The following is a 24637-nucleotide window of genomic DNA, read 5'->3' on the forward strand; positions in this document are numbered from 1 at the left end:
CTATACCATGGCACGCACTCTTAAATTCAAAATCTACCGCTACGATCCTGACCAGGATGCCAAGCCGTACATGCAAGACCTGACGGTCGAACTGAAAGACACCGACAAGATGCTGCTCGACGCACTGCAGCGCATCAAGGCGGACGTCGATGACTCGCTGGCCCTGCGCCGCTCGTGCCGCGAAGGCGTGTGCGGTTCGGACGCGATGAACATCAACGGCAAGAACGGCCTGGCATGCACCACCAACCTGAACGAACTGTCGGAGCCTATCGTGCTGCGCCCGTTGCCAGGCTTGCCGGTCATCCGCGACCTGATCGTCGACATGACGCAATTTTTCAAGCAATACGATTCGATCAAGCCTTTCCTGATCAACGATTCGATCCCGCCTGAAAAAGAGCGCCTGCAGTCGCCGGAACAGCGCGAAGAACTCGATGGCCTGTACGAGTGCATCCTGTGCGCATGCTGCTCCACGTCGTGCCCGTCGTTCTGGTGGAATCCGGACAAGTTCGTCGGCCCGGCCGGCCTGCTGCAAGCCTACCGCTTCATCGCCGATTCGCGCGACGAAGCCACCGGCGCGCGTCTGGACAATCTGGAAGACCCGTATCGCCTGTTCCGTTGCCATTCGATCATGAACTGCGTCGACGTCTGCCCGAAAGGGTTGAACCCGAACAAGGCGATCGGCAAGATCAAGGAATTGATGGTCCGCCGCGCGATCTGATCCTCCTGATCGCGTCCGCCGGGCGCCGTTTGCCGGAAGAGGGTATCCTCTCTTGCCTGCAGGCGGCGCCTGCAAAGCAGCACCGTGCCGCGAGGCACACGTAAAGTGGTAAACCAAATGACAGAATCAATTTTGTCCTCGCATCAGGCCGACCCGGCCAACCGCGCCCGCCTGCGCTGGCGTTCACGCCGTGGCCTGCTGGAAAACGACATTATCCTGACCCGTTTTCTCGATGCGTATGAAACCGAATTGACCGATGAAGAAGTTGACGCGCTGACGCGTTTGCTGGATTTATCGGACAATGCGTTAATGGATCTGGTACTGGCCCGTAAAGAGCCGGAAGGCGAAGTCGATCTGCCGCATGTGCGCGCACTGCTGCAACGACTGCGCATTGCCTAGACGCCTGGGCGATATATTGCAAACGGTGCGAGTGGCGCGCTGTAGCACTGCCGAATGCGGTGCGAATTGCAGCCAGAATTTTTGATTTTAATTTCGACTCACTCCCGAGAAGGAAGAGCCCATGAATATCTCTGACACAAAAGCTACCCTGTCGTTCTCCGATGGCAGCCCATCGCTTGAATTTCCAATCTACAAAGGCACGGTTGGCCCGGACGTCATCGACATCCGCAAACTGTACGCCGGTAGCGGCAAGTTCACCTACGACCCAGGCTTTATGTCGACGGCCGCCTGCAATTCGTCGATCACCTACATCGACGGCGACAAGGGCGAGCTGCTGTACCGTGGTTACCCGATCGAACAGTTGGCCGTCAACGCCGACTTCATGGAATCGTGCTACCTGCTGCTGAACGGCGAACTGCCGAACGCGGCGCAGAAGGCCAAGTTCGTCGACACCGTCACCAAGCACACGATGGTGCACGAACAGATGCAATTCTTCTTCCGCGGCTTCCGCCGCGACGCGCATCCGATGTCGGTCCTGGTGGGCACCGTCGGCGCGCTGGCATCGTTCTACCATGACTCGCTGGACATCAACGACCCGCGTCACCGCGAAGTGTCGGCCATCCGCCTGATCGCCAAGATGCCGACCCTGGTCGCCATGACCTACAAGTACTCGGTCGGCCAGCCGTTCGTGTACCCACGCAACGACCTGTCGTACAGCGCCAACTTCATGCACATGATGTTCGCCAACCCGTGCGAAGAGTACAAGGTCAACGACGTGCTGGTGCGCGCCCTGGACCGCATCCTGATCCTGCACGCGGACCACGAGCAAAACGCATCGACTTCGACCGTCCGTCTGGCCGGTTCGTCGGGCGCCAACCCGTTCGCCTGTATCGCTGCCGGTATCGCCTGCCTGTGGGGCCCTGCCCACGGCGGCGCCAACGAAGCGGCACTGAACATGCTGAAAGAAATCGGCACCGTCGAGAACATCCCTGCCTTCATCGCGCAAGTCAAGGACAAGAACTCGGGCGTCAAGCTGATGGGCTTTGGCCACCGCGTGTACAAGAACTTCGATCCACGCGCCAAGCTGATGCGTGAAACCTGCTACGAAGTGCTGCAAGAACTGGGTCTGCAAGACGATCCGCTGTTCAAGCTGGCGATGGAACTGGAAAAGATTGCGCTGAACGACGAATACTTCGTGTCGCGCAAACTGTACCCGAACGTCGACTTCTACTCGGGCATCGTGCAATCGGCGCTGGGCATCCCTGTGTCGCTGTTCACCGGTATCTTCGCTATGGCCCGTACGATCGGCTGGATCGCCCAGTGGAACGAAATGATCGCCGACCCAGAGCAAAAGATCGGCCGTCCGCGCCAGCTGTTCGTCGGTTCGACCACGCGTGAAGTACTGCCCCTGGACAAGCGTTAATCCAGAGCGGTATCGCGCAAACAAAAAAACGGGCTTCGGCCCGTTTTTTTATGCGCGTGCTCGACGCAAGCCGGGGCCGCCGGGCTGTTATGCTTGCACTCTGACCAACAGGAAGCACAACGCGATGAATGAAGAAACCTGCGCCCCCAGCGGCGTGGCCCTCGGCGATACTGCATTTGGCTACACCTTGTCGCTGATCGGCGGGAAATACAAGATGCTGATCCTGTACGCGCTGGCGGAAAACAAGGTGCTGCGGCATAACGAACTCAAGCGCCATCTGGGCGGCATCGCCTTCAAGACCCTCAGCGTCGTGCTGAAGGAGCTGGAGGCGGACGCGCTGATCGTCCGCCGGGAATATCCGCAAGTGCCGCCCAAGGTGGAATACTCGCTCTCCAGCAAGGGTGACTCGCTGATCCCTGTGCTGCATACCCTGTGCGAGTGGGGCGAGCGGCACCAGCCAGTCTGATACCGATGCACATGGCAAGGCGCTTTTCCATAGTCTAGTAGCTTACTTTTTGTATGGTATGAGCAGTTAATGTGCGTACTTGTGAAAAGTACCCAGCATGGCTATGCTGTTTCTGCCCTTGGAAGCGCGCGGCCACGTGCGGCGCGCCATGGGGCAGGGCATCGGCTTGCCTGCTTTCCTGAGAAGGCGGGGCCGGTGCGTCCCTCTCATTTTCAGGAAAGCAGCATGATGAAAACCCTTGTGATCGTCTTCCATCCCTCCATCGCCACGTCGGTGGCCAACAAGCGCTGGCTGCAGGAGCTGGCGCGGTATCCGGACCGCTATACCATCCACGACGTGTACCAGGCTTATCCTGACGGAAAGATCGATGTGGCGCGCGAGCAGGCGCTGGTGGCGGCGCACGCCCACGTGGTCTTGCAGTTCCCCGTGTACTGGTTCAACTGCCCGCCCTTGCTCAAGCAATGGCTCGACGAGGTGCTGGCGTATGGCTGGGCCTATGGCACGGGCGGCGATGCCTTCAAGGGCCGCAAGGTGGCGCTGGGCGTCACGGCCGGCATCCGCCAGGAAGACTTCACGCCGCAAGGCAAGTGGAACGTCACCCTGGCGCAGCTGCTGGCGCCGTTCGATGTCACCCTGGCGTATATCGGCGCCGATAACCGTCGCTTCTTTGCCTTCTATGGCGCGGAAGACGGGCCGAAGGAAACGGGCTATGCCGAGCGGCTGGCGCGCAGCGCGCAAGAGTATGAGCGCTTCCTGGCCGCGTTGTAGAGCCGGCCGGTGCGGCCTCAGTTCAAGGCCGCTTCCAGCTGGCGCAGCGCGACCTGCCGCCCCTCCAGCTGCAGGCTGCTGCCCTCATAGGGCTGGGGCATGACGATGCAGCGCGGCGCATTGTGCTTGAGGATGCCGCCCCAGTGGGCGACCCTGGCGCCGGCCTGGCGGCGGATCGCCTCGACCGTGGCGCCGCTGGCGAGGATGCGGGCTTGCGGAAAGGCTTGCCGCAGCACGCCCAGGCCGAAATAGGCTTGCGGTTCGGCCGCGCTGATATAGATGGTGGTCAGGCGCTTGCCGCTGGCGGCGATGGTGCGCACTAACTGCGCCGCATCGTCGCGCAGGAACTGGGCATTGACGAGGATGGCATCGGCCACGCCGCTCAGCAGCAGAGAGGTGGACGGTGCGCAGCCCAGCACATCCAGCTGGAAGGTTTCCAGGGTGCGGGAGGGACGGGCTGCGCGTGCAAACATATTATTCTTTCTGCATTAGATGCTCATGTCGCATATTATCCTTTCGACCAGGCGCGACAAATAGGGTAGATTGCAATACTTAGTTGCATGGATCGGATGAATCGAGGGAGTAGCGCATGGACCGTATCACCGCCGCACAAGTATTCGTCGCCATCGCCGAGCGGGGCAGCATGGTGGCCGCCAGCGAGGCGCTCGACATGTCGCGCGCGATGGTGACGCGCTACCTGGCCGAGATGGAGCAGTGGGCGGGGGCGCGCCTGTTGCATCGCACCACGCGCCGGCTGAGCCTGACGGATGCGGGCGAGGCCACCCTGGCGCGCTGCCGGCAGATGCTGGACGTGGCCGGCGCCATGGCCGTCGCTTCGCCCGAGGGCCTCGACACGCCGCATGGCTTGCTGCGCATTACCTGCTCGCAATCGCTGGCGCAGACGGCCCTCGCTGGCGCAGTGACCGCTTACCTGCGGCGTTACCCGCGCGCCGCCGTCGACCTGCAGATGGAGAACCGCGCCGTCAACCTGGTGGAGCAGCGCATCGACCTGGCGATCCGCATCACGAACGCGCTCGAGCCGAACCTGATCGCGCGCCAGTTGGCCAGCTGCGCGTCGGTGGTGTGCGCCGCACCATCGTACCTGGCGGCGCACGGCACGCCGCGCCGGGCGCAAGACCTGGCCCTGCACAACTGCCTGACCTATACGTATTTCGGCAAGAGCCTGTGGCAATTTACGCATGACGGGGAAGCGCTCACTGTCCCCGTCAGCGGCCGTTTGTCGGCGAATGAGTCGCTGGTCCTGCTGGTGGCCACGGTGGCGGGGGCGGGCATCGCCATGCAGCCGCGCTATTCGGCCGCGCCGCTGATCGCCAGCGGGCAGCTGGTGGAACTGCTGCCTGCCTACGTGCCGCAGGACATGGGCATCTATGGTGTCTACACTTCGCGCCAGCACATGTCGCCGCTGCTGCGCACCATGCTCGACTTTCTGGTGGAGTGGTTTGCCGGCGATCCCGATTGGCTGGCGGCGATCGCGGCGGGGCCGTTGCCGGGCAGACCAGTCGGGCGCAAGCGGCATGCCGGCAGGGCCGCCGATGTGCCGTAAGCACAACAGTGACAGGCTTGCAAGCCCGGGAAAATCAACAACACAGCTTACATTTGCTTGCCAAATAAAATTCAACTTGCAGTTGTTGCGTTACAATACCGCGTGCTATTCTAAATGACGGTATGCAGAATGCTGGTGCAATAAAAAAGCCCTTCCCCACAACTTGATGTGCAATCCGCTAACCGGTCAGGCCGTGTCGCGGAAGGTTAGATTAACCCGCTAATTCCTCGCGAAGCGCGAAGAAAGGTGAGCAATATATGCAGCAATTAACGACCAACTCCTACCTGTTCGGTGGGAATGCTCCGTACGTGGAAGACCTGTACGAGGCGTATCTGAACAATCCAGGCTCGGTACCCGATAACTGGCGTTCCTACTTCGACGCAATGCAGCACGTGCCTGCCGTCGATGGCACCAACAAGCCTGACGTGGCGCATGCCTCCGTCGTCGCCTCGTTCGCCGAGCGCGCAAAAGCAGGTCCGATCCGCACAGTGACCGCTTCCTTCGATGCTGAAATGGGCCGCAAGCGCGTCGCCGCCACGCAGCTGATCGCCGCTTACCGCTACCTCGGTTCGCACTGGGCCAACCTGGATCCGCTGCAACGCCAGGAGCGTCCGATGATCCCTGAGCTCGAGCCGAGCTTCTACGGTTTCACCGATGCGGACATGGACACCGTGTTCAACATCAGCAATACCTATTTTGGCCCCGAGACCGCCACTCTGCGCGATCTGCTCAACTATCTGCGCGATACCTACACGCGTTCGATCGGCGCCGAATTCATGTACATCTCCGATCCGGCCGAAAAGCGCTGGCTGCAAGAGAAACTGGAATCGATCCGCTCCACCCCGAATTTCACCCCAGAGAAAAAAATCCACATCCTCGACCGCCTGACCGCGGCTGAAGGCCTGGAACGCTATCTGCACACCCGCTACGTGGGCCAGAAGCGCTTCTCCCTGGAAGGCGGCGAAACCTTCATCGCCTCGATGGATGAAACCATCCAGCGCGCCGGCGAAAAAGGCGTGCAGGAAATCGTGATCGGCATGGCCCACCGCGGCCGCCTGAACGTGCTGGTGAACACCCTGGGCAAGGCGCCGCAGGAACTGTTCGAAGAATTCGAAGGCAAGCATGGCGACGACCTGCCTGCCGGCGACGTGAAATACCATCAAGGCTTTTCGTCGGACATCTCCACCGCAGGCGGCCCGGTCCACCTGTCGCTGGCGTTCAACCCGTCGCACCTGGAAATCGTCAACCCTGTGGTCGAAGGTTCCGTCAAGGCCCGCATGGACCGCCGCGGCGACGCGCAGGGCGCGCAAGTGCTGCCTATCCTGGTGCACGGCGATGCCGCTTTCGCCGGCCAGGGCGTGGTCATGGAAACGCTGAATCTGGCGCAAACCCGCGGCTACCATACCGGCGGCACGGTGCATATCGTGATCAACAACCAGATCGGTTTCACCACGTCGGACCCGCGCGATGCACGCTCGACCCTGTACTGCTCGGACGTCGTCAAGATGATCGAAGCACCGGTCCTGCACATCAATGCCGATGATCCGGAAGCCGTGGTGCTGGCGACGCAGATCGCGCTCGACTACCGCATGGAATTCAAGAAGGACATCGTCCTCGACATCATCTGCTACCGCAAGCTGGGCCACAACGAGCAAGATACGCCGGCACTGACGCAGCCGCTGATGTACAAGAAGATCGGCCAGCATCCAGGCACCCGCAAGCTGTACGCGGACAAGCTGGTGGCGCAAGGCGTGATCCCTGCCGATGGCGGCGACAAGATGGTGGCCGCGTTCCGCGACGCCATGGACGCCGGCAAGCACACCGTCGATCCGGTCATCTCGAACTTCAAGAACAAGTACGCCGTCGACTGGCTGCCGTTCCTGAACAAGAAATGGACCGATTCGGCCGACACCGCCGTGCCGATGACGGAACTGAAGCGCCTGGCCACCCGCATCACCACCGTGCCGGAAGACTTCAAGGTCCACTCGCTGGTGGAAAAAGTCCTGGGCGACCGCGCCACCATGGGCCGCGGCGAAATGAACCTGGACTGGGGCATGGGCGAACACCTGGCCTACGCATCGCTGGTATCGTCCGGCTACGCCATCCGCCTGACGGGCCAGGATGCCGGCCGCGGCACCTTCGTGCACCGCCACGCCGTGCTGCATGACCAGAACCGCGAGCGTTGGGATGCAGGTACCTACATTCCGCTGCAAAACGTGTCGGACAACCAGGCGCCGTTCACCGTCATCGACTCGGTGCTGTCCGAAGAAGCCGTACTGGCCTTCGAATACGGCTACTCGACCGCTGAACCGAACACGCTGACGATCTGGGAAGCCCAGTTCGGCGACTTCGCCAACGGCGCGCAAGTGGTGATCGACCAATTCATCAGCTCCGGCGAAGTGAAGTGGGGCCGCGCTTCGGGCCTGGTCATGATGCTGCCGCACGGTTACGAAGGCCAGGGTCCTGAGCACTCGTCCGCGCGTCCCGAGCGTTTCCTGCAGCTGTGCGCAGACAACAACATGCAAGTGGTGCAGCCGACGACGGCTTCGCAGATCTTCCATTTGCTGCGCCGCCAGATGGTGCGCCAGTTCCGCAAGCCGCTGGTCATCCTGACGCCGAAGTCGCTGTTGCGCAACAAGGATGCCGGTTCGCCGCTGACCGACCTGGCCAAGGGCGGCTTCCAGACCGTCATCGGCGAAGTCGACGACAAAATCGACGTCAAGAAGGTCAAGCGCGTCATCGCCTGCTCGGGCAAGGTCTACTACGACCTGGTCAACGCACGCAAGACCCGCGGCCAGACCGACACGGCCATCGTGCGCCTGGAACAGCTGTATCCGTTCCCGCACAAGTCGTTCGCTGCCGAACTGAAGAAGTTCCCGAACCTGGTCGAAGTCGTCTGGGCACAGGACGAGCCGCAAAACCAGGGCGCCTGGTTCCAGATCCAGCACAACATCTTCGAAGGCCTGGAATCGGGTCAGCGTCTGGCCTACGCCGGCCGTCCTGCTTCGGCGTCGCCTGCTGTCGGTTACTATGACAAGCACTACGCCCAGCAAAAAGACCTGCTGGAAACGGCATTCTCGAAGCTGAAGGGTTTTATCCTGACCAAGTAATTGGCTCGATAAGGGGCGCCATGCGAGTGCATGGCGCCTGCTCGCATACATCATGACGGAGCGCCGCCTTTGCTACGCAGGGGCGGCGCCGCAATAACAAAATAAACGGAGTTTTACATGGCACAAATCGAAGTCAAAGTTCCCCAGTTGTCGGAATCGGTCGCGGAAGCGACCCTGCTGGCATGGCACAAGAAAGTCGGCGAAGCAGTTGCGCGCGACGAAAACATGATCGATATCGAAACCGATAAAGTCGTGCTGGAACTGCCGGCGCCCGCCGCTGGCGTGATCGTGCAGATCATCAAGGATAACGGCGCCACCGTCGTCGCCGGCGAAGTCATCGCCATCATCGACACCGACGGCTCGGCCAAGGTCAGCCCGATGGAAGTGTCGGCCGTGCCTGCGCCAGCCCTGGCTGCCGCTGCCCAGGATACCGCCAGCGCTTCGGCGCCAGCCGCTGCGAGCAAAGGCGATGTCGCCATGCCTGCCGCCGCCAAGATCCTGTCCGAAAAAGGCCTGTCCGCTGGCGACGTCGCCGGTTCGGGCAAGGACGGCCGCGTGACCAAGGGCGACGCCCTGGCCGCTTCCGCCAAGCCAGCTGTCGCGCCACTGGCGCCAGCCGCTGCCAAGCCAGCGCTGCAGCAAGTTGCCACGCCGTCGGCCGCCAGCCTGGGCGACCGCCCTGAAGAGCGCGTGCCGATGAGCCGCCTGCGCGCACGTATCGCCGAGCGCCTGCTGCAATCGCAATCGACGAACGCCATCCTGACCACGTTCAATGAAGTGAACATGCAGCCGGTCATCGACCTGCGCAACAAGTACAAGGACAAGTTCGAGAAAGAGCACGGCGTCAAGCTGGGCTTCATGTCCTTCTTCGTCAAGGCCGCCGTCGCCGCCCTGAAAAAGTACCCGATCATCAATGCCTCCGTTGACGGCAACGACATCGTCTACCACGGCTACTTCGACATCGGTATCGCTGTCGGTTCGCCGCGCGGCCTGGTCGTGCCTATCATCCGCAACGCGGACCAGCTGTCGATCGCCGACATCGAGAAAAAAATCGGTGAATTCGGCGCGAAAGCCAAGGAAGGCAAGCTGACCCTGGACGACCTGACGGGCGGCACGTTCTCGATCTCGAACGGCGGCACCTTCGGCTCCATGCTGTCGACCCCGATCATCAACCCGCCGCAATCGGCCATCCTGGGCGTGCATGCGACCAAGGACCGCGCCGTCGTCGAAAACGGCCAGATCGTGGTACGTCCGATGAACTACCTGGCCATGTCCTACGACCACCGCATCATCGACGGCCGTGAAGCCGTCCTGGGCCTGGTGGCGATGAAAGAAGCGCTGGAAGATCCTGCACGCCTGCTGCTGGACCTGTAAGCACTGTAGTCCCCCGGCGTAGCCGCCGGGGCAATGTAGCTGATACCCCTTGCCAGAAGACGCAGCTGGCTGATCTCAATGAAAGAGGATTCCCATGAACGTCTCTGAAGAAATCAAGCGTCTGCACGAGTTGCACCTGGCGGGCGCCCTGAGCGACGCGGAATTCGCGCAAGCGAAAGCCAAGCTCCTGAGCAGTATCAACCTGGACAAGCCGGACAGCACGTCCGGCGCCGGTGCCGCCTCCGGCCCGTCGAACGACCTGGTGCAGGAATTCAACCGCCTGCGCCGTTCGCGCAACGACCGCTGGCTCGGCGGCGTCTGCGGCGGCCTGGGCCGCGCTTCCGGCATGGAAGCGTGGATCTGGCGCCTCGTCTTCGTCCTGTTTACATTGACCTTCGGCTTCGGCGTGGTGATTTACCTTCTATTGTGGATTTTCGTACCAGACGAAGAGATTGGAATAACAAAACATGAGTACTAAACAATTTGACGTAGTTGTCATCGGCGCGGGCCCTGGCGGCTACATCGCCGCCATCCGCGCAGCGCAGCTGGGCTTTTCCGTCGCTTGCGTCGACGAGTGGTCGAACGCCAAGGGCGGCGCCGCTCCTGGCGGTACCTGCACCAACGTCGGCTGCATCCCGTCGAAAGCGCTGCTGCAATCGTCCGAGCATTTCGAACACGCGGGCCACAGCTTCGCCGAGCACGGTATCGACGTCGCCGGCCTGAAGCTGAACCTGGGCCAGATGCTCAAGCGCAAGGACACCGTCGTCAAGCAAAACAACGACGGCATCCTGTATCTGTTCAAGAAGAACAAGATCGCCTTCTTCCACGGTCGCGCCGCTTTTGCCGCCGCCGCCGCTGGCGCGTACGAGATCAGCGTGACGGGCGAAGCCAATGAAACCCTGAGCGCCAAGCACGTGGTCATCGCCACGGGTTCGAACGCACGCGAACTGCCGGGCGCACCATTCGACGAGAAACTGATCCTGTCGAACACGGGCGCGCTGGCCATCGACGCCGTACCCGCCAAGCTGGGCGTCATCGGTGCCGGCGTGATCGGCCTGGAAATGGGCAGCGTCTGGCGCCGCCTGGGTTCCGACGTCACCGTGCTGGAAGGCCTGCCGGTCTTCCTGGGCGCCGTCGACGAGCAGATCGCCAAGGAAGCGTCGAAGCTGTTCACCAAGCAAGGCTTGAAGATCAACCTCGGTTGCAAGATCGGTGCGATCACGCCAGGCAAGAAAGACGTCACCGTGGAATTCGTGGACGCCAAGGGCGAAGCGCAAAAAGCCGTGTTCGACAAGCTGATCATCTCGATCGGCCGCACGCCGAACACGAACGGCCTGGGTGCCGACAAGGTCGGCCTGCAGCTGGACGAGCGCGGCTTCATCGCCGTCGACGGCGACTGCAAGACCAACCTGCCGAACGTCTGGGCAGTGGGCGACGTCGTGCGCGGTCCGATGCTGGCACACAAGGCCGAAGAAGAAGGCGTTGCCGTGGCCGAGCGTATCGCCGGCCAGCATGGCCACACCAACTTCAACACGATTCCTTGGGTGATCTACACCTCGCCGGAAATCGCGTGGGTCGGCAAGACCGAGCAAACCCTGAAGGCGGAAGGCATCGCCTACAAGGCCGGCACCTTCCCGTTCATGGCCAACGGCCGTGCGCGCGCGCTGGGCGACACCTCGGGCATGGTGAAATTCCTGGCCGATGCGACGACCGATGAAATCCTCGGCGTGCACATCGTCGGCCCGATGGCGTCCGAACTGATTTCCGAAGCCGTCGTGGCGATGGAATTCAAGGCTTCGGCCGAAGACATCGCGCGCATCTGCCACGCTCACCCATCGCTGTCCGAAGCGACCAAGGAAGCGGCACTGGCTGTTGACAAGCGTACGTTGAACTTTTAATTGTAGTTAGTCCAGCAGGGGCGCTCGCGGATTTTTTCCGCCGGCGCCCTTGTGCGTTAAAGCGAATCCCATGAACGTAGAAGAGTTTTACCAGCACGCGTTGCAGAAGCGTGATTTCAAGGCCGATGCCGCCCAACGGCGCGCGGTCGACCGCCTGCAGCTGTGCTATGACGAGTGGGTGGCCTACAAGGGCCAGCGCTCGAGCACCTTCAAGCGCCTGCTGAACCGTCCCGCCGTGCCGAAAGGCGTGTACATGTGGGGTGGGGTGGGGCGCGGCAAATCGTTCCTGATGGACAGTTTTTACTCGGTCGTGCCCCTGGTGCGCAAGACGCGCCTGCACTTCCACGAATTCATGCGCGGTGTGCACCAGCAGCTCGATGAATTGAAAGGCGTGGCCGACCCGCTCGACGAGGTGGCCAAGCGCATCGCCAAGAAATACCGGCTCATCTGTTTCGATGAATTCCACGTCTCGGACATCGCCGACGCGATGATCCTGTACAACCTGCTGTCGGCCCTGTTCGCCAATGGCGTGTCCTTCATCATGACTTCGAATTACGATCCGGACCTGCTGTATCCGGACGGCCTGCACCGCGACCGCATGCTGCCGACCATCGCGCTGCTCAAGGACAAGCTCGACGTGATCAACGTCGACGCGGGCGTCGATTACCGCGGCCGCGCGCTGGAACAGGTGGAAAGCTACTATACGCCGCTGGGCGCGGACACGGACCGGGCCCTGCGCGACGCCTACACGCGCATCGCCGAGACGGCCGACGAAGACGCGCGCATCCGCATCGAGAGCCGCGAAATCCACTGCCTGCGCCGCGCCGGCGGCATCATCTGGTTCGATTTCGCCACCTTGTGCGGCGGGCCCCGCTCGCAAAATGACTACCTGGAAATCGCCAGCCGCTTCCATACGGTGATATTGTCCGGCATACCGGCCATGTCGGCGGCGCAGTCGTCCGAGGCGCGCCGCTTTACCTGGCTGATCGACGTGTTTTACGACCAGAAGGTCAAGCTGATCATGTCGGCCGAAGTGCCGCCGGACCAGCTGTACACGAACGGCATGCTGGCCAACGAGTTTCACCGCACCGTTTCGCGTATCATCGAGATGCAATCGCGCGAATACATGGAAAAAGAACAGCGCGGCGCGGCCGACGCGATCGTTTGAGGCAGGGATAAGGAACATGATGGCAAATACACTATACAAGCTGGGTGCGGCGCTGGGCCTGGTCCTGGCGTTGACCGCCTGCGCGCACCAGGGTGCCGCGGCGTTGGATGAGGTCGGCGCACCGCAGGTGCCCGCCACCTTGTCCGTGGAAGAGGCGGACGCCAAGCTGAAGCAGTCGGCCAGCGAGCGCGAAGCGGCGGAAAACGAGTTTGCCGCGCGCGAACTGGAGTGCTATAACAAGTTTTTCGTGAATAACTGTCTCGACAAGGCCAAGGAAAAGCGCCGCCTGATCCTCGTGCGCCTGCGCGCCGTCGATGCCGAAGCGAATTACTTCAAGCGCGCCGAGTCCGTGCGCCTGCGCGATATCGACCTGGCCCGGACGCAGGAAAGTGCGCGCCTCGACGCCGAGCAGCGGGCCGCGGCCGTGCCCAAGCCCGTGAAAGTGGTCATGCCCGAGCCGGCGCCGCCCAAGCCGCAAGGCAAGAGCGTTGCCGAGCGCGAGGCCGAGCAAGCGGCGAAAGTGGCGAAACAGGCCGCCGACGATGCGGTCGAGGCGCCGCGCCGCGCCGCCCGCGAAGCAGCCTATGCGAAAAAACAGGCCGACGCCGTGGCGCGCCAGAAACGCGTGGCCCAGCGCCTGGCCGAACGCCAGGCCGAAGCCGATGCCAAGGCCGCCAAGGCGGCCGCCGCCGCCAGCACGCCGGCCGTTGCCGTGCCTGTGCCGCCGGTCAAATAACTGCGCCGTGCAGGGGGGGCGCCGGAAATGGCGTGCCCTAAGCCGCGCGGCAGGTTAAACTATGCACTATGGCTGCCTGCGCACGCTGCGCGCGCCGGTTTAGCACCATTGTTACCAACACTGCCTGGAACGCAACACATGAGCGATGCACAGCAAATAGAGCGGCGCCTGATTGAACTCAACGTGGAACACCGCGACCTCGATGCCGTCATCGAGTTGCTGATACTCGATGGTCACCATGACGAGCTGCAGCTGCGCCGCCTGAAAAAGCGCAAATTGCAATTGAAGGATCACATCACCTTGCTGAAAATGCAGTTGGTGCCCGACGTTCCCGCCTGAGGGGCGCCAGTAGCGTCCAGTCCAGCCTTCACCTAAGTATATTTTGACCGATCACAATTTATTGCCAGTCAACCCGGACGGCCAGCCTGCCGATCTGCAGGCCCGTCTGCCCGCCGAACCGCAGGCGGCGCCTGGCAAGCATGATGCCGACATCGAGCGCCTGTTTGGCGCTGGCGGCCCGCTCGGTCCGGCCGTGGGCAGCTACAAGCCGCGCCGTTCGCAAACGGAAATGGCCAAGGCCATCGCCAGCGCCATCGACAGCCAGACGACCCTGATCGCCGAGGCGGGCACGGGCACCGGCAAGACCTTCGCCTATCTGGTGCCGGCCCTGATGTGGGGCGGCAAGACCATCGTGTCTACCGGCACGAAGAACTTGCAGGATCAATTGTTCCTGCGCGATATCCCCACCGTGCGCGCCGCGCTGCAGGCGCCCGTTTCCGTCGCCCTGCTGAAGGGCCGCTCGAACTACGTCTGCCACTATCACCTGGAACGCACCCTGCAGAACGGCCGCATGACCTCGCGCGACGACGTGGGCCATCTGCGCGAAATTTCGCGTTTCATCAAGATGACCAGTTCCGGCGACAAGGCCGAGCTGACCAAGGTGCCGGAAAACGCCATGATCTGGAACCTGGTGACGTCCACGCGCGACACCTGCATGGGCGCAGAATGCCAGTATTACCAGGATTGCTTCGTCATGAAGGCCCGCAAGGAAGCGCAGCAGGCCGACGTGGTGGTGGTCAACCACCATTTGTTCTTTGCCGACGTGGCCCTGAAGGACACGGGCGTGGCGGAATTGCTGCCTTCGGCCAATACCATCATCTTCGACGAAGCGCACCAGTTGCCCGATACGGCCACCTTGTTCTTCGGTAACACGGTGTCGACCTCGCAAATCCTGGAACTGTGCCGCGACGTGCTGGCCGAGGGCCTGGCCCATGCGCGCGGCATCGACTGGGCCAAGACGGTCACGGTGGTGGAAAAGGCGGCGCGCGACCTGCGCTTGACGTTCCCGCAGGATATCGTGCGCCTGTCCTTGCCGCAGATCGCCCCGTCGAGCGACTTCTTTCCCGCGCTCGACACCCTCAAGGATGAGCTTGACGGCATGGTGGCCGTGCTGGAAACCCAGGCGGAACGGGCGGAAACGCTGGAACAGTGCAGGGTGCGCGGCGTCGAGCTGGCGCAGCAGCTGAGCGGCTGGAAGTTCGACCCGAAGGCGAAAGTGGCGGCCGGCGAAGAAGCCGTGTTCTGGGTGGAAGCGTTTTCCAGTTCCCTGCAGTTGCACAAAACGCCATTGTCGATCGCGCCGATCTTCAACAACCAGCGCGAAGGCACGCCGCGCAGCTGGATTTTTACGTCGGCCACCCTGGCCGTGAAAAACGACTTCAAGCATTTTTCCGAACAGATGGGCTTGACGGGCGAACCGTCGCATACGTGGCCGAGCCCGTTCGACTATGGCCAGCAGGGCTTGCTGTTCGTGCCGCAAAACCTGCCGCAGCCGAACTCGCTGGGCTACACGGATGCCGTCATCGACTGCGCCCTGCCCATCATCGAGGCGGCGGGCGGGCGCACCTTCTTCCTGTGCACCACCTTGCGCGCCGTCAAGCGCGCGGCCGAGCGCCTGGCTGACGAATTCAAGCAGCGCGGCCTGAACTTCCCCCTGTTCGTGCAGGGAGAAAAGGGCCGCACGGAATTGCTCGACCAGTTCCGCGCCGCCGGCAATGGCGTGCTGATCGGCAGCCAGAGCTTCTGGGAAGGCGTCGACGTGCGCGGCGATGCCTTGTCCCTCGTCATCATCGACAAGCTGCCGTTCGCGCCGCCGGACGACCCGGTGCTGGCCGCGCGCATCGAAGTGATGGAAAAGCAGGGCAAGAACGGCTTCATGCACCATTCGCTGCCGGAAGCCATCATCAACCTGAAGCAGGGCGCCGGCCGGCTGATCCGCGACGAGGGCGACCGGGGCGTGCTGATGATCTGCGATCCGCGCCTCATTTCCAAGCCGTATGGCAAGCGCATCTGGCAAAGCCTGCCGCCGTTCAAGCGCACGCGCGATACCGCCGAAGTCGTGGAGTTCTTCCGCAACCTGCCCGCCAAGGGCGCTTAAGTCCTGCTTGCCGGCGCCGTCCGCGCGCCGGCATATTTCCCTTTGTTATCAAGCGAGTAGCGTTTTCTGCGCGGCGCCTGCCTGCGCGCCCGGCATGCCAGAAAGCGGCGCGATCGCGCCATTTTCTGGCATTGTGACGCATGTCCAGGACGCCAGACACATCTTTGCGCCAGCGCAAACAGTCTTGTTGTCGAGCGGTCTACAGTGAGCTCATGCCTTGCAGGATGAAGGCGCGGCGATGGCAGGGCCGCACGGGGAACAGGGGGATGCCATGGAGATCCGCTACGGCTGTTTCTTGAGTTATGCACACGGCCAATATGCGTTCATGAACAAGTTCAAGAATGACCTCATCGAGGCGCTGGCGTGCTATCTGGAGCCGCACCTGGACCGCGAGGAAGTCCTGTTCATCGACAGCGAGCAACTGGGCGGAGGCGACGATATCGACCTGCGCGTGGCGCGCGCCATGTGCCAGAGCGTCTGCATGATCGTGCTGTACACACCCAAATATGAAGCGCACGGCTACACGCGGCGCGAATTTGCCGCCATGCAACTGATCGAGCAGGAGCGGCGCGCCTGGTATGAACTGCCCAGTCACCTGATCATTCCCATCATCATGACGCGCCATCCGGACGGCTTGCCGCCGCAAATCACGGAATCGGGTCTGTACGTCGATTTTTCCGGCTACACGCTGGCCAGCGGCGACCTGAAGTCGAATCCCCAATACCTGCCCGATATCGAACGCATCGTGCAGCGCATCGCCACGCATTACCACTTGCTCAAGCGGTCAACACCGCCCGGCCACGATTGCAGCCGTTTCGTGTTGCCCGATATTCCACCGGAATGGCGTGCCATTCCGCCTCCCCACTTTCCACGTTAATCACGTAAAAGGTCCCGTCATGGAATGCCAACGCCTCTCCCTGCCACCTTTGAGCGCCCCTGGCGAAGTCGTCACCTTCTATTCCTACAAGGGCGGTACCGGCCGCACCATGGCCCTGTCGAACATCGCCGTGCTGCTGGCGCGCCGTGAAAACGCCAGCGTGCCCGTGCTGATGCTGGACTGGGACATGGAGGCGCCGGGCCTGCACCATTATTTCGAGCAGCACGAGGAGCGGCCGGGCGTGCTCGAGTTCTTCGAGGCGTGCCGCCAGCAGCTCGAGCGCATCAGCCTGGAAACGGCGGGCGCGCGCGCCAGCGGGCAGGGCGCCGGCCGCGAGGATGCGGCGCTGGCCCAGCGCGTGCTCGACGCCATCGACTGGCAGCAGTACGTGGTGCGCGTCGACCAGGGCAGTCCGCTGTACCTGATGCGGGCGGGGCGCTTCGACGCCAGCTACAGCGAGCGCCTGGCGCAGATGCGCTGGGATCAGCTGTTCGATACCTGCCCGGCCCTGTTCCGCTGCTTCGCCGATACCCTGGCCCAGCATTTCCGCTACGTGCTCGTCGATTCGCGCACGGGGCGCACGGACAGCGCCGGCATCTGCACCACCTTGCTGCCGAAAAAGCTCGTGGTGGTCTTCACGCCGAACCGGCAAAGCCTGGAAGGCGTCGATGCGCTCGTCACGCGGGCCATCGAGTACCGCCGCAGCCATGAAGACGAACAGCGTCCGCTGCTTGTGTATCCCTTGCCTTCGCGCATAGAAATGGGCGATGGCGCGCAGCGCGCCGAGTGGCGCCGCGGCGACGCGCACAAGGGCATCGCCGGGTTCCAGCCCATGTTCGAGCGCCTGCTGCGCACGTCCTACGGCTTGCCGCAGATCGCTCTCGACAGCTATTTCGACGAAGTCCAGCTGCAGCAGACGAAAACCTTTGCCTATGGCGAACAGCTGGCCGTGCGCATCGACCAGGGCGGCGACCGCTTTTCCCTCACGCGCACCTTCGAAGCCTTTTTGCACTGGCTGACGGGCGGGTACTTTCCCTGGCAATCGAGCCGCGAAATCGCCTTGCTGGGCGCCATCAGCGAAGCGCGCCAGGCCTTGCAGCTGGAACCGGGCCGCGCCGTGGCCCTGCCGCTGGCGCGCGATCTGGCCCGTCTGGGCGAGCTGTACCGCAAGGATGGACGCAGCGCGCAGGCGCTCGACGCCTTCCGCCAGAGCGTCGAGATCCGCGTGCGCCTGCTGGGCGAGGAGCATCCCGACAGCCTGGCGTGCAAGAGCGGCATGGCGCGCCTGCTGCGCCAGCTGGGCAAGCTCGATGAAGCGCGCTTTCTGGAAGAAGACGTGCTCGACGTGCGCGAGCGCGTGCTGGGCAGCGAGCATCCCGACACCCTGTCCGCCCGGGCTTGCCTGGCAAAAACCCTGCTGCTGCAGGGCGAACTGGCGGCGGCGCTGCTGCTGCAGGATACGGTGCTGGCCACCTACGTGCGCCAGCTGGGCGGCGAGCATCCGCTGACCCTGGAAGCGATGGATGGCCGCGCCGCCACCTTGCTGCGCATGGGCAGGCTGGCGCAGGCGCGGCAAGTGCTGGGCACGGTGGTGGCGGCGCGCGAGCGCCTGTTTGGCGCCGAGCATGGCGACACTTTGCGCAGCAAGCTGGCCCTGGCGCAGTCGCTGGGACGCGAAGGCGACCTGGAGGGCGCGCGGCGCCTGCTCTCTGCCGTGCTGCAGGTGCAGGAGCGGCGCCTGGGCAGCGACCATGCGACTACCCTGTCCACGCGCGACTTGCTGGCCGATATCGTGGCCGGGCAGGGCGACTGGGCCGGCGCGCGCCAGCTGCATGAAGACCAGGTGGCGGCGCGCGAGCGTACGCACGGGCTCGATCATCCGGAAACCTTGATGAGCCAGCGCAAGCTGGCCGAGGCGCTGCTGCGGCGCGGCGAACTCGATGCGGCGCGCAGCGTGCAGGAGCAGGTGCTGGAAGTGCATGCGCGCCTGCTGGGCGAAGACCACCTCGATACCTTGCACAGCAAGAAGCAGCTGGCCGGCACCCTGCAGCAGCAGGGCGACAGCGAGGCGGCGCGCCTGCTGGAAGACGCCGTGCTCAGCGGCAGCGACCGGCTCTTGAATGCGCCCGTCACGGGGCATGCGGATAGCGTGCTCGACGGTGCGCGGCATTTGCAGGAAACCATCCTGGCCGGCCGCGCCAACGAACAGGATGCGGCCGAGCCGGACACCCTGGTCAGCATGATCTCGATGTTGCAAGGCATGATCGAGCGCGAACAGTATGCGCAGGCGGGCGAACTGGCTGAACATTTGAAGTCCTGCCTGCTGCGCCCGGGCGTGCCGGGCAAGCTGCGCAGGCGCGGCATGGCGCAGCTGAAAAGAATGTATAAGTTGCAAGGCGACCTGAATGCCTTGCTGGCCTTGCAGGAGGATGAAGTGCAGGCGCTGGAGGGGGCCTTGTCCGAAGCGCGCATCGAGCAGCGCTGAGGCGGCGCGCGATGTCCGTGCGGCGGCACAAAAAATGCTGGCTATCGGCGTGCGGCACGCGCAGTGTTGGCATTGCTTCAGGTAAAATCTCGTTATGAGAATCCTTATCAGTAACGACGACGGTTACCTGGCGCCAGGCCTGGCGGCCCTGGCCGACGCGCTCGCGCCCATTGCCGACATCGTGGTGGTGGCGCCCGACAGCAACCGTTCGGGCGCGTCCAATTCGCTGTCGCTGGACCGGCCCTTGTCCGTGCACAAGGCTGCCAACGGCTTTTATTTTGTCAACGGCACGCCCACCGACTGCGTGCACGTGGCGTTGACGGGCATGCTCATCGAGCGCCCCGACCTGGTGGTTTCGGGCATCAACAACGGTCCCAACATGGGTGACGACACCCTGTATTCGGGCACCGTGGCCGCCGCCACGGAAGGCTATCTGTTCGGCATTCCCGCCATCGCCTTTTCCCAGTCGCAGTTCGGCTGGGCCAACCTGGATGCGGCCGCCCGCGTGGCGCGGGAAATCGTCGAGCGCCAGTTCGACGCCCTGCAGAAACCGTATTTGCTGAACGTGAACATTCCCGCCATCCCTTACGCGCAATTGCAAGGCATGGCGGCCACGCGCCTGGGCAAGCGCCATTCGGCCGAGCCCGTGATCCGCGCCCTCGACCCGCGTGGCCGTGAAATCTTCTGGATCGGCCCCGCCGGCGCCGCCAAGGAAGGCGGCCCGGGCACGGACTTTTACGCTGTTGAACATGGACAAGTATCGATCACGCCGCTGCAGATCGACCTGACCCATACCACCCAACTCGATGCACTGGCGAAAGGCCTGGCATGACCTCTCACTATGACTGACAAGCCGCGCACCTTCCCCCTTTCCCTCGATTCGCTGGCCGGCAAGCCCGCCAGGCAGGGCGGGGGGCAGTCGCTGGCCCAGTCCAGGATCGCCACGCCGCAGACGGCCACGCAGAATGCGGCGCAAAACGCGGCGCGCGGCGTGGCGCAGCCGTATGGCGCGCACGCGGCCATCGCGCCGTCGCGCGCCCAGGCCATCGCCAACGAGCGGGCGCAGCCGGCCGTGGTGTCGCCGCCGCGGCAAAACCCGCTCGTCTCGGAGGCCGTGCGCCGGGCCATGGTGGCGCGCGTGGCGAAACAGGGCGTCAAGGACCAGGTGGTGCTCGACGCCCTGCAAGCCGTGCCGCGCCACATGTTCATGGACGAGGCGCTGGCGTCGCAGGCGTACATCGATGCCTCCTTGCCGATCGGCCACCACCAGACCATCTCGCAGCCGTATATCGTCGCGCGCATGATCGAGGTGATGCGCCAGGGCGGCAGCCTGCAGCGCGTGCTGGAAATCGGCACGGGTTGCGGCTATCAGGCGGCGGTGCTGTCGCTGGTGGCGAAAGAAGTGTATTCGATCGAGCGCATCCGGCCCTTGCACGAGCTGGCGAAGGCCAATTTGCGTCCGCTGCGCGTGTCGAATCTGCGCTTGCAGTACGGAGATGGTATGCTTGGCCTGCCGCAGGCGGCGCCCTTCGACGGGATCATCCTTGCCGCCGCCGGCCTGGAAGTCCCGCAAGCCTTGCTGGAACAGCTGGCGCCCGGCGGGCGTCTGGTTGCGCCGGTGGGGGCTAAATTGCAACACTTACAACTCATTACCCGGGTGGGGAAAACGGAATGGACCAGCCAAACCCTGGAAGATTGCCATTTCGTGCCTTTGCGCCCGGGCACCATATGATCCCCGGATCAGCTAGCAAGCAGGACATACAATTACATGCGAATGATTAAGAAAAGTAACATACTGATATGCAGCGTCACGCTGGCCGCCCTGTTGAGCGGTTGCGGCACCACGGGCGTGCAGGCGCCGGTGGTGGAACGCCAGCCATCGAGCAGCAGCGCCGCCGCCAGCGATCCGCGCGACCGCGACCCGGCCTATTACACGGTCAAGCGCGGCGATACCCTGTTGCGCATCGCCCTGGAACACGGCCAGAATTACCGCGACCTGGTGGCCTGGAACGACTTGAGCAACCCGAACGACATCAAGGTCGATCAGGTATTGCGCGTGCTGCCGCCGACTGGCGACGCGGGCGGCGCGCAGACGTCGGCCATCGTCATGCCGCCGGTGACGGAAGTCAAGCCGGCCGCGCCTGTCGTACCGAAGAAAACGGGGCCGCGCGGCGAGAAGCGCGCGTATTCGGACGCCACCCTGGCCGAGCTGCGCGCCGATGGCGGCAGCAGCGACGCCAAGCCGGCGCCGGCGCCGGCAGCGGCTGTCGCCGCCGCACCGGCCGCCGCGGCGGCAGCCCCTGCGGCATCGGCGCCTGGCGACGAGAAGATCAGCTGGATGTGGCCTTCCGAAGGCAAGGTCATCGGCACTTTCGACGAAGGCAAGAACAAGGGCGTCGACATCGCCGGCAAGGCGGGCCAGCAGGTGGTGGCCGCCGGCGCGGGAAAAGTCATGTATGCCGGGAGCGGAATCCGTGGTTATGGTAATCTTGTCATCGTGAAGCACAGTAATAGTTTGTTGTCGGCATATGCGCATAACCGCAGCATCCTGGTGAAGGAAGGGCAGAACGTCAACAAAGGCCAGGCCATCGCTGAAATGGGCGATTCCGATGCCGACCGCGTGAAGCTGCACTTTGAAATCCGCCAGCAGGGCAAGCCTGTCGATCCTTCGAAATTCCTGCCTAACCGTTAGGTAAAGCAATGACACACGCGCCGCACGATCAGCTGGACGATGACCCGGAACTGCCGGAAGACGGGGCAGACGAAGTCGTGACGGACGATACCGGCGAACTCGACGGCATTGACGCCGTCGAGGCGGGCGAGGGCGGCGAGGTGGCCAGCGTCAGCGTGCTGGTCGAAAGTGTCGATGAATTGAAAAAAGTATTGGCGGCCGAGCTGTCGACCGATACCACGCAGCACTATCTGAACCAGATCGGCACGCGGCCCCTGCTGACGGCCGCGCAAGAGGTGCATTACGCCACCCTGGCCAAGCAGGGCAATTTCGAAGCCCGGCAAACCATGATCGAGCACAATCTGCGCCTGGTCGTGTCGATCGCCAAGCATTACATCAACCGCGGCGTGGTCCTGCTTGACATGATCGAGGAGGGCAACATCGGCCTGATGCGGGCCATCGACAAGTTCGAGCCCGAGCGCGGTTTCCGCTTTTCCACTTACGCCACCTGGTGGATACGCCAGAGCATCGAGCGCGCCATCATGAACCAGGCGCGCACGGTGCGCCTGCCCGTGCACATGGTGCGCGAACTGAACCAGATACTGCGCGGCAAATATCACCTGGAAGCCCAGCACCACGACGGCAAGGATGCCACCGCGGAAGACATCGCCCACCTCGTGGGCCGTCCCGTGGAAGAGGTGCAGGATATCCTGGCCCTGTCCGAGCACGCCACCTCGCTCGACGCGCCGCTCGACAACGACCCGCAGTCGTCGCTGATGGACATGCTGCCCGGCGCCAGCGAAGACAGCCCCGACGCGCGCGCGGAACACCATGAAATGACGGTGCTGGTGCGCGACTGGCTGACCAAGCTGCCCGACAAGCAGCGCGTCGTCATCATGCGCCGTTTCGGCCTCGACAATGACGATCCGGCCACCCTGGAAACCCTGGCCGAGGAAATGGGCGTGACGCGCGAGCGCGTGCGCCAGATCCAGCAGGAAGCCTTGATCAAGCTCAAACGGGCCATGGCCGCGCGCGGCGTCGTGCGCGACTCTCTGCTCTAGGACGCCCGGTCCCGGTATTTCCGGGGCCGCATCTGCTATCATACGCCCCGCTCGCGGCGCCTGACCTTTCCCCCATTCTTTCAAGTTCCAGCGCGGCCCTGCGTCCTGGCCCACTCTTACCTATTGATCGCTATGCAAGAAAATATCATCGAAATCAAATCGCTCGACATGGACGCCCGTGGCGTTGGCCATATCGAGAACGAAGACGGCTCTCCGGGCAAGGTCGTGTTTGTCGAAGGCGCATTGCCGGGCGAGCGCGTCAGCTTTGTGACGTTCAAGAAAAAGAAGAACTGGGAGATGGCCCGCATGACGGCGCTGCACCGCGAATCGTCCATGCGCGTGACGCCCAAGTGCAAGCATTTCGACAATTGCGGCGGCTGCTCGATGCAGCACCTGGAGCCGTCGGCGCAGGTGGCGATCAAGCAGCGCGTGCTGGAAGACAATCTGTGGCATATCGGCAAGGTGCGTCCGCAAAGCATCATGCGCCCCATGTATGGCCCGACGTGGGGCTACCGCTACCGCGCCCGCCTGTCCGTGCGCCACGTCAAGAAGAAAGATGCCGTGCTGGTGGGCTTCCACGAAAAGAAATCGGCGTTTGTCGCCGACATGGATAGCTGCGAAATTTTGCCGCCGCATATCTCGGCCATGCTGCTGCCGCTGCGTGGCTTGATTGCTTCGCTGTCCATCTTCGACCAGATGCCGCAGATCGAACTTGCCGTCGGTGAAGACGTCACGGCCATGGTCTTGCGCATCATGGCGCCGTTGACGGCGGATGACGAGACGAAATTGAAGGCTTTTGCCGACGAGTACGGCGTGCAATGGTGGCTGCAGGTGAAAGGCCCGGAAACGGCCGTGCCGTTCTATCCGCTCGACAAGCAATTGCATTATCTGCTGCCGGAATTCGGCGTCAAGATGCCGTTCAAACCCGTCGATTTCACGCAAGTGAACCACCACATCAACCGCGTGCTGGTATCGAAAGCCCTGCGTTTGCTGGAAGTGCAGCCGACGGACCGCGTGGCCGACCTGTTCTGCGGCCTCGGCAATTTCACCCTGCCGCTGGCCACGCAGGGCAGCGAAGTGGTGGGCATCGAAGGAAGCACCACCCTGACGGAGCGGGCGCTGGAAAACGCGCTGGCCAATGGCCTGGCGGAAAAAACCTCGTTCTCGACGCGCAACCTGTTCGAAGTGACGACGGACGACCTGATCGCCTTGGGCCGTTTTGATCGCATCCTCGTCGACCCGCCCCGCGATGGTGCCATGGCCCTGTGCCAGGCGCTGGTGGGCCTGTCGCAAGTGCGTCCGGACATGCTGCCCAAACGCATCGTGTACGTCTCGTGCAGCCCGTCGACCCTGGCGCGCGACGCCGGCATCCTGGCGCTGGAAGCGGGTTATGTGCTGAGCAAGGCGGGGGTGGTGAACATGTTCCCCCACACGTCGCACGTGGAGTCGATGGCGGTATTTGATTTACCTCAATAAGTCTGC

General features: G+C 63.1%; 22 protein-coding genes. 21 read left to right on the forward strand and 1 reads right to left on the reverse strand.

Annotated elements, in window-relative coordinates; genetic code table 11:
* The first annotated feature begins 7 nt into the window (after window positions 1–7).
* The 5 genes from ACQ4WQ_RS03350 (at window position 8) to ACQ4WQ_RS03370 (ending at window position 3774) form a co-directional block, all read left to right on the forward strand.
* A complete protein-coding gene (locus ACQ4WQ_RS03350) occupies window positions 8–718 on the forward strand; it encodes a succinate dehydrogenase iron-sulfur subunit (RefSeq protein ID WP_034752075.1) in 711 nt (236 codons plus the stop codon).
* A 117-nt stretch (window positions 719–835) separates the two neighbouring features.
* Window positions 836–1117, forward strand: a complete 282-nt coding sequence (locus tag ACQ4WQ_RS03355; RefSeq protein ID WP_034752073.1) for an FAD assembly factor SdhE — start codon at window positions 836–838, stop codon at window positions 1115–1117.
* Between the two features lie 121 nt (window positions 1118–1238).
* Window positions 1239–2540: a citrate synthase gene (gene gltA / locus ACQ4WQ_RS03360; RefSeq protein ID WP_034752071.1), complete on the forward strand. Its 1302-nt coding sequence runs from the start codon at window positions 1239–1241 to the stop codon at window positions 2538–2540.
* Between the two features lie 124 nt (window positions 2541–2664).
* On the forward strand, window positions 2665–3006 hold the full coding sequence (locus ACQ4WQ_RS03365) for a winged helix-turn-helix transcriptional regulator (protein ID WP_436494671.1): 342 nt from the start codon (window positions 2665–2667) through the stop codon (window positions 3004–3006).
* Between the two features lie 225 nt (window positions 3007–3231).
* A complete protein-coding gene (locus ACQ4WQ_RS03370) occupies window positions 3232–3774 on the forward strand; it encodes an NAD(P)H-dependent oxidoreductase (protein ID WP_436494673.1) in 543 nt (180 codons plus the stop codon).
* A 17-nt stretch (window positions 3775–3791) separates the two neighbouring features.
* Here ACQ4WQ_RS03370 and ACQ4WQ_RS03375 read toward each other — a convergent pair whose 3' ends face one another.
* Complete coding sequence (locus tag ACQ4WQ_RS03375) at window positions 3792–4247, reverse strand: MBL fold metallo-hydrolase (RefSeq protein WP_436494675.1); 456 nt, start codon at window positions 4245–4247, stop codon at window positions 3792–3794.
* Between the two features lie 116 nt (window positions 4248–4363).
* On the opposite strand from ACQ4WQ_RS03375, the gene ACQ4WQ_RS03380 reads away from it, so the two are divergent.
* The 16 genes from ACQ4WQ_RS03380 to rlmD all read left to right on the forward strand — a co-directional run bounded on the left by ACQ4WQ_RS03380 (window position 4364) and on the right by rlmD (window position 24631).
* Window positions 4364–5338 carry a LysR family transcriptional regulator gene (locus tag ACQ4WQ_RS03380; RefSeq protein WP_436494677.1) on the forward strand — a complete coding sequence of 325 codons (975 nt, stop codon included), beginning with the start codon at window positions 4364–4366 and terminating at the stop codon, window positions 5336–5338.
* 257 nt (window positions 5339–5595) lie between these two features.
* Window positions 5596–8448: a 2-oxoglutarate dehydrogenase E1 component gene (locus ACQ4WQ_RS03385; RefSeq protein ID WP_326458842.1), complete on the forward strand. Its 2853-nt coding sequence runs from the start codon at window positions 5596–5598 to the stop codon at window positions 8446–8448.
* 117 nt (window positions 8449–8565) lie between these two features.
* Window positions 8566–9822, forward strand: coding sequence for a 2-oxoglutarate dehydrogenase complex dihydrolipoyllysine-residue succinyltransferase (gene odhB / locus ACQ4WQ_RS03390; RefSeq protein ID WP_436494679.1), 1257 nt, complete (start codon window positions 8566–8568; stop codon window positions 9820–9822).
* A 94-nt stretch (window positions 9823–9916) separates the two neighbouring features.
* Entirely contained in the window at window positions 9917–10300 is a 384-nt protein-coding gene (locus ACQ4WQ_RS03395) for a PspC domain-containing protein (RefSeq protein ID WP_436494681.1), read from the forward strand.
* Window positions 10290–11720, forward strand: coding sequence for a dihydrolipoyl dehydrogenase (lpdA, locus tag ACQ4WQ_RS03400; RefSeq protein WP_035820749.1), 1431 nt, complete (start codon window positions 10290–10292; stop codon window positions 11718–11720). Before ACQ4WQ_RS03395 ends, lpdA begins: the two co-directional genes overlap by 11 nt.
* 70 nt (window positions 11721–11790) lie before the next feature.
* Window positions 11791–12888 (forward strand): cell division protein ZapE, encoded by a 1098-nt coding sequence (zapE, locus tag ACQ4WQ_RS03405; protein ID WP_436494683.1) that lies wholly within the window; start codon window positions 11791–11793, stop codon window positions 12886–12888.
* A 16-nt stretch (window positions 12889–12904) separates the two neighbouring features.
* A complete protein-coding gene (locus ACQ4WQ_RS03410; protein ID WP_436494685.1) occupies window positions 12905–13624 on the forward strand; it encodes a hypothetical protein in 720 nt (239 codons plus the stop codon).
* Window positions 13625–13762: 138 nt separating this feature from the next.
* Window positions 13763–13963, forward strand: a complete 201-nt coding sequence (locus ACQ4WQ_RS03415) for a YdcH family protein (RefSeq protein WP_034752051.1) — start codon at window positions 13763–13765, stop codon at window positions 13961–13963.
* 43 nt (window positions 13964–14006) lie between these two features.
* A complete protein-coding gene (yoaA, locus tag ACQ4WQ_RS03420) occupies window positions 14007–16061 on the forward strand; it encodes a DNA repair helicase YoaA (protein ID WP_436494687.1) in 2055 nt (684 codons plus the stop codon).
* Between the two features lie 271 nt (window positions 16062–16332).
* A complete protein-coding gene (locus ACQ4WQ_RS03425) occupies window positions 16333–16938 on the forward strand; it encodes a toll/interleukin-1 receptor domain-containing protein (protein ID WP_034752049.1) in 606 nt (201 codons plus the stop codon).
* A 19-nt stretch (window positions 16939–16957) separates the two neighbouring features.
* Window positions 16958–19423 (forward strand): tetratricopeptide repeat protein, encoded by a 2466-nt coding sequence (locus ACQ4WQ_RS03430; RefSeq protein ID WP_436494689.1) that lies wholly within the window; start codon window positions 16958–16960, stop codon window positions 19421–19423.
* A gap of 94 nt (window positions 19424–19517) precedes the next feature.
* Window positions 19518–20255: a 5'/3'-nucleotidase SurE gene (surE, locus tag ACQ4WQ_RS03435; RefSeq protein WP_326458847.1), complete on the forward strand. Its 738-nt coding sequence runs from the start codon at window positions 19518–19520 to the stop codon at window positions 20253–20255.
* A 9-nt stretch (window positions 20256–20264) separates the two neighbouring features.
* Window positions 20265–21155: a protein-L-isoaspartate(D-aspartate) O-methyltransferase gene (locus ACQ4WQ_RS03440; RefSeq protein WP_436494691.1), complete on the forward strand. Its 891-nt coding sequence runs from the start codon at window positions 20265–20267 to the stop codon at window positions 21153–21155.
* A 42-nt stretch (window positions 21156–21197) separates the two neighbouring features.
* On the forward strand, window positions 21198–22115 hold the full coding sequence (locus ACQ4WQ_RS03445; RefSeq protein WP_436494693.1) for a peptidoglycan DD-metalloendopeptidase family protein: 918 nt from the start codon (window positions 21198–21200) through the stop codon (window positions 22113–22115).
* An 8-nt stretch (window positions 22116–22123) separates the two neighbouring features.
* Window positions 22124–23155 carry an RNA polymerase sigma factor RpoS gene (gene rpoS, locus ACQ4WQ_RS03450; protein ID WP_326458849.1) on the forward strand — a complete coding sequence of 344 codons (1032 nt, stop codon included), beginning with the start codon at window positions 22124–22126 and terminating at the stop codon, window positions 23153–23155.
* Window positions 23156–23287: 132 nt separating this feature from the next.
* Window positions 23288–24631, forward strand: coding sequence for a 23S rRNA (uracil(1939)-C(5))-methyltransferase RlmD (gene rlmD / locus ACQ4WQ_RS03455; protein ID WP_436494696.1), 1344 nt, complete (start codon window positions 23288–23290; stop codon window positions 24629–24631).
* Window positions 24632–24637: the final 6 nt, after the last annotated feature.

It is taken from the genome of Janthinobacterium goodfellowi, assembly GCF_051380695.1.
Lineage (GTDB): Bacteria > Pseudomonadota > Gammaproteobacteria > Burkholderiales > Burkholderiaceae_D > Janthinobacterium.

Bases quoted from the DNA above. Each gene is read 5' to 3' on its own strand.
- rpoS (WP_326458849.1), top strand. From the start codon at position 22,124: ATGACACACGCGCCGCACGATCAGCTGGACGATGACCCGGAACTGCCG.
- ACQ4WQ_RS03375 (WP_436494675.1), bottom strand. From the start codon at position 4,247: ATGTTTGCACGCGCAGCCCGTCCCTCCCGCACCCTGGAAACCTTCCAG.
- ACQ4WQ_RS03395 (WP_436494681.1), top strand. From the start codon at position 9,917: ATGAACGTCTCTGAAGAAATCAAGCGTCTGCACGAGTTGCACCTGGCG.
- gltA (WP_034752071.1), top strand. From the start codon at position 1,239: ATGAATATCTCTGACACAAAAGCTACCCTGTCGTTCTCCGATGGCAGC.
- rlmD (WP_436494696.1), top strand. From the start codon at position 23,288: ATGCAAGAAAATATCATCGAAATCAAATCGCTCGACATGGACGCCCGT.
- ACQ4WQ_RS03350 (WP_034752075.1), top strand. From the start codon at position 8: ATGGCACGCACTCTTAAATTCAAAATCTACCGCTACGATCCTGACCAG.
- ACQ4WQ_RS03385 (WP_326458842.1), top strand. From the start codon at position 5,596: ATGCAGCAATTAACGACCAACTCCTACCTGTTCGGTGGGAATGCTCCG.
- ACQ4WQ_RS03430 (WP_436494689.1), top strand. From the start codon at position 16,958: ATGGAATGCCAACGCCTCTCCCTGCCACCTTTGAGCGCCCCTGGCGAA.
- ACQ4WQ_RS03445 (WP_436494693.1), top strand. From the start codon at position 21,198: ATGATTAAGAAAAGTAACATACTGATATGCAGCGTCACGCTGGCCGCC.
- ACQ4WQ_RS03365 (WP_436494671.1), top strand. From the start codon at position 2,665: ATGAATGAAGAAACCTGCGCCCCCAGCGGCGTGGCCCTCGGCGATACT.
- ACQ4WQ_RS03440 (WP_436494691.1), top strand. From the start codon at position 20,265: ATGACTGACAAGCCGCGCACCTTCCCCCTTTCCCTCGATTCGCTGGCC.
- surE (WP_326458847.1), top strand. From the start codon at position 19,518: ATGAGAATCCTTATCAGTAACGACGACGGTTACCTGGCGCCAGGCCTG.
- ACQ4WQ_RS03355 (WP_034752073.1), top strand. From the start codon at position 836: ATGACAGAATCAATTTTGTCCTCGCATCAGGCCGACCCGGCCAACCGC.
- odhB (WP_436494679.1), top strand. From the start codon at position 8,566: ATGGCACAAATCGAAGTCAAAGTTCCCCAGTTGTCGGAATCGGTCGCG.
- ACQ4WQ_RS03425 (WP_034752049.1), top strand. From the start codon at position 16,333: ATGGAGATCCGCTACGGCTGTTTCTTGAGTTATGCACACGGCCAATAT.
- ACQ4WQ_RS03415 (WP_034752051.1), top strand. From the start codon at position 13,763: ATGAGCGATGCACAGCAAATAGAGCGGCGCCTGATTGAACTCAACGTG.
- ACQ4WQ_RS03410 (WP_436494685.1), top strand. From the start codon at position 12,905: ATGATGGCAAATACACTATACAAGCTGGGTGCGGCGCTGGGCCTGGTC.
- lpdA (WP_035820749.1), top strand. From the start codon at position 10,290: ATGAGTACTAAACAATTTGACGTAGTTGTCATCGGCGCGGGCCCTGGC.
- zapE (WP_436494683.1), top strand. From the start codon at position 11,791: ATGAACGTAGAAGAGTTTTACCAGCACGCGTTGCAGAAGCGTGATTTC.
- ACQ4WQ_RS03370 (WP_436494673.1), top strand. From the start codon at position 3,232: ATGATGAAAACCCTTGTGATCGTCTTCCATCCCTCCATCGCCACGTCG.
- ACQ4WQ_RS03380 (WP_436494677.1), top strand. From the start codon at position 4,364: ATGGACCGTATCACCGCCGCACAAGTATTCGTCGCCATCGCCGAGCGG.